The organism is Actinoallomurus acaciae, from assembly GCF_042429965.1.
Taxonomy (GTDB): domain Bacteria; phylum Actinomycetota; class Actinomycetes; order Streptosporangiales; family Streptosporangiaceae; genus Actinoallomurus; species Actinoallomurus acaciae.
In genome coordinates, this window is record NZ_JBHLZP010000759.1 from 1 (window position 1) to 3,030 (window position 3,030).

The 3,030-nt window shown below is 73.7% G+C and carries 2 protein-coding genes; one reads left to right on the top strand and one right to left on the bottom strand.

Annotation, left to right across the window (positions count from 1 at the left end):
- The coding region (locus ACFFNX_RS46510) for a serine/threonine-protein kinase (protein ID WP_378212769.1) at positions 1-829 on the bottom strand (829 nt) is incomplete at its 3' end.
- A gap of 203 nt (positions 830-1,032) precedes the next feature.
- On the opposite strand from ACFFNX_RS46510, the gene alaS reads away from it, so the two are divergent.
- Positions 1,033-3,030: alanine--tRNA ligase (alaS, locus tag ACFFNX_RS46515; RefSeq protein ID WP_378212771.1), on the top strand; the 1,998-nt coding region annotated here is incomplete at its 3' end.

Genomic DNA, 3,030 nt, shown 5'->3' on the forward strand with positions numbered 1-3,030 from the left:
CGATCGGCGCCCGTGCCGCGTCCGGCCGGCCGAGCAGCCAGATCAGCACGTCGCGCATTGACGGGCGCGCCCGCTCGTCCTTGGCCAGGCACGCGAGGACGAGGTCCCGCAGCGGCCCCGACAGCGGCCCGAGGCCGGGACTCCCCCGCAGGACGCGGTTGCTGATCGCGGCGAGGCTGCCCCCGCCGAACGGCGGGGCGCCCGACGCGGCGAACACCATCACGCAGCCCCAGGCGAACACGTCGGCCGCCGGCCCGATCGTCCGCTCCTCGAACTGTTCCGGCGCCATGTACGCCGGCGTGCCGACGATGCCGCCGGTCAGCGTGGGACCGCCGTCGAGCGTCCGGGCGATGCCGAAGTCGATCACGCGTGGGCCGTCGGCGCCGAGCAGCACGTTGGCCGGCTTGAAGTCACGGTGCACGACGCCGGCCTCGTGGATCGCGGCGAGCGCCGTCGCGGTGGCCACCGCGAGCCGGTGCAGCGCCGGACCCGACCGCGGGCCCTCGGCCCGTACCGACTGCAGGAGCGTGGGACCGTCGACGAACTCCGTGACGACGAACGGGGGAGACTCCGTCAGGTTCGCGTCCAGCACCTGGGCGACGCAGAACGGCGCCACCCGCCGGGCCGCCGCGACCTCCTTGGCCAGGCCCGCTCGCACCCGCTCGTCCGCCGCCCACTCGGCGTGCAGGACCTTCAGCGCCACCCGGGAACCGTCCGGGCCGGTCGCCGCGTAGACGACGCCCTGACCGCCCTCGCCGAGGCGCCCCGCCAGACGGTAACGGCCGAGTTTCCGGGGGTCACCCGGACGCAGGGACGAGATCTCGGGCATGGGCTCCCCCGTCGGCCGCCGATCACGCGAACATCGCCACCGTAGGACCCCGCGGGACGCCGGACCAGAGCGGCCGGGCTCCGACCGGCGGCCTTCCGGCGGGGAAATTCGTTCGTGTCCGCGAGCGTCGCCTTCCTACGATGCCGCAAAGACGTGAACGACCTGGACGGCCGGACTCCGGTCGCCGGAGGGAGGGCCGTACGGTGCCCGCGACGGACGGCGACACCATTCGCGAGACCTTCCTGCGTTTCTTCGAACGCAACGGCCACCGGCGCATCGAGGGCGCCTCGCTCGTGCCGGTGGGCGATCCGACATTGCTGTTCGTCAACGCCGGGATGGCACCGCTGAAGAAGTACTTCACCGGCGAGAAGGTCCCGCCCGCGCCCGACCTGTGCGACGTCCAGGGCTGCGTCCGCACCAAGGACATCGACGACGTCGGCGACCGTCACCACATCACCTACTTCGAGATGCTCGGCAGCTGGTCGATCGGTCACTACTTCAAGGAGCGCGCGGTCGAGCTCGCGTACGCGCTGCTGACCGGCGACTTCGGCCTGGACCCGCGGCGTCTCCTCGTCACCGTGTTCGGCGGTGACGAGGCCCTGGGCCTGCCGGCGGACGAGGAGTCGGCGCGGGCCTGGGAGCGGGTCGGCATCCCGCGCGACCGCATCGTCGCGCTGCCCGCGGAGGACAACTTCTGGGGCCCGGCGGGCCAGAGCGGTCCCTGCGGGCCGTGCACGGAGGTCTTCCTCGACACCGGTGAGGAGTTCGGCCCCGCGTACGTGCCCGGTGGCGCGTTCGACACGAAACGGCGCTACATCGAGATCTGGAACGCCGGTGTGTTCATGCAGTTCGACAAGGGCCTCGACGGGGTGCTGCGGCCGCTGCCGTTCACCAGCGTCGACACCGGCTCGGGCCTGGAGCGCATGGAACTGGCGCTGAACGGCCTCGGCAGCGTCTACGACACGAGCCTCCTCGCGCCGCTGGTCCGTACGGTCCAGGACGTCCTGGGCGAGGGCGGCGAGATCCTGCACCACCACCGGGTGATCGCCGACCACATGCGCGCGGCCGTCGCGATCATGTCCGACGGCGTCCGGCCGGGCAACGAGGGCCGCGGCTACATTCCGCGCCGCCTCATCCGCAAGTGCGTGACCATGGCGATCGGCCGTCACCGGGAGCGCTTCGACCTCGAGCCGATCGTCGACGCGGTCGTGCGGTCGCTCGGCCCGACGTACCCGCGCATGGTCGGCGAGCGGGCGGCGGTCACCGCGGCGATCCTCGCCGAGCGCGACGAGTTCGGCGACACCGTCCGGCGCGGCCTCGACCGGCTCGACCGGGTCGTCGCCCGGCACGGCCGGGTGAGCGGCGCGGACGCGTTCCACCTGTTCGCGACGTACGGACTGCCGGTGGAGATCACGCGTGACCTGGCCGCCGCACGGGGCGTGAGCCTCGACCGCGAGGAGTTCGACGACGCGCTGCGGCGGCACCGGGAGCTCAGCCGCGGCACCAGGGCGGATCAGCGGCTCCGGGTGGACGACGTGCTGCCCGCCTCGGTCGTGAGCCGTCCCGCGACGGAGTTCCTCGGCCATGACACCCTGTGGGCCGAGGGCACGGTCCCGACGCTCTTCTCGGGCGGGACGACCGTGGACGCGGTCGCGGCCGGTTCCGACGCCGACCTGATCGTGGACCGCACGCCCTTCTACGGCGAGGGCGGCGGGCAGGTCGGCGACCGCGGCACCGTGCGTGTGCTCGGCCGCGACGGGGCGCTGGGCGAGATCACCGAGACCGTCGTGCACGACAGCGGCGGCCACCTGCACCGGGTCGGCGTCCGCGCGGGCGTCCTGCGGGTCGGCGACACCGTGTCGCTGACGGTGGACCCGGCCTCCCGCGCGGACACGGCGGCGAACCACACCGCGACGCACCTGCTGAACGCGGCGCTGCGCGCGGTGCTGGGCCCGCACGTGCGCCAGGCGGGCTCGCTGGTCGAGCCGCGGCGGCTGCGGTTCGACTTCACCCACCCCGGCCCGCCGGCCGCCGACGAACTCGCCGCGGTCGAGCGGCTGGTCAACGAGTGGATCCTGACCGACGCGCCGCGTCGCGTGGAGGTCATGGCGCCGGAGGAGGCGAAGGCGTCCGGCGCCGTGTCGCTGGAGGGCGAGGACTACGGCCCGGCGGTACGCGTGCTGTCGTTCGGCGACTTCTCC